Below are 1,405 nucleotides of genomic sequence, written 5' to 3' on the forward strand. Positions count from 1 at the left end.
AATAGGGAATAGGGAATAGGGTGAGGCCAAAAATCATTGATCATTCATCGCTGATCATCACAATACCCCAAAACACACGATCAGGGAAGAGACTTATATTTGCAATAAGCAATAAGCAATAAGCAATAAGCAATGCGGGAAATAACTGATCATTGACCGCTTATCCTTCAGCCATTATAGATACTCTCACCAGCAAAATAAAATATAGTCTTGTGCAGAAATGCGCAGGACTTTCTTATAATTAACTCTTTTCTGCGATTATTATTGTGAAACTTACTGTACTGCTATATCCGGTAAAGGACCAAGTTATTGATAAGAAGGTTAAGCACTACCCATCATGCATAATTTAAAATCCCGTTTATTAACAAACACTGCTTGTAGTAAATTACTTTTGCAGGAATCATTACAGAAATCTGCTTAATCTGCCCGATCTGCGAGAGATATTCTTTTAACTGGAATCTTATCAATTATATAAACATAGTAATCTTAATCTTATTTCCACATAACCTTAAACTTTGAAAAAGTACACAACCTGTTAGGCTGGTTCTATTATTAGAGAAAAGGGTACACATTATTGTTGATCAGTATGGTTTAAGTTTTTTATTAATAGGAGCGGGCTTTAGCCCGCTTACAATACATAAAGATCAAAAAGGCTTTAGCCAAAACTTATACTATGTCAATCTGATATCTGATATCATTTTTATAAAGCAAATATCCAGGCTGTTTATATTTTAATACTGGCTTCATTATTTTTTTGATACTGGATCTTTCCAAACCTTCTTCCAAGGAATCAATACACTTGTTCTATTTATATTTTAAACCAGATCGAGACTTGGTTTTAATTTTTAAACCAGCATGTAGAATTAAAAATCTGCTCCATCTGCCTGATCTGCGAGAGCTACTTGGTCAGTTTAAATCTCCTTCCAGGGTTCTATCATAATACCTGAGAAGTTCCGCGCGATCTGCGTAGCCTGAGGAAAACTCATCCCGCACATTTTAATATTGTCTTTACCGTAAACTTTTCCGGTTTTATATCTAACAATTTTTCTCTCTCTACTTCTATAGTTAATATCCCAGGATAAAAAAACAAAGCCAATTACCATTCCAGACAACCCATCTTTCTTTTTCAACTAATTGTTCTGGTCTTACATTTTGAGGTGTTTATTTTCCGGTCTTATCACGAACTAAAAGCCTGTTCACGGTCTTTTGGATAAAATGATCCCAGCTCATTACTTACAGATCGATCTTTGTGGATAACTACACTATATGCATAATGTGTTAATAATCAAAATACTGTATTAATACTTATCCCCAATGTAAAATGTATGTAAATTTTATGTTAAATAAGTTTGTTTTGCGTTTGAATAAGTTGTTATCTTTGCCGCACTGAAAAACGAGAGTGGTC

The 1,405-nt window shown here is 33.8% G+C and carries 1 protein-coding gene; it reads right to left on the minus strand.

What is annotated here, in order from left to right; genetic code table 11:
- Positions 1 to 911: 911 nt before the first annotated feature.
- Positions 912 to 1,130 carry a hypothetical protein gene (locus LC418_RS20820; RefSeq protein WP_223560512.1) on the minus strand — a complete coding sequence of 73 codons (219 nt, stop codon included), beginning with the start codon at positions 1,128 to 1,130 and terminating at the stop codon, positions 912 to 914.
- Positions 1,131 to 1,405: the final 275 nt, after the last annotated feature.

The organism is Chryseobacterium lathyri (assembly GCF_019970085.1).
In the GTDB taxonomy this organism is placed as follows: Bacteria; Bacteroidota; Bacteroidia; order Flavobacteriales; family Weeksellaceae; genus Chryseobacterium; species Chryseobacterium lathyri.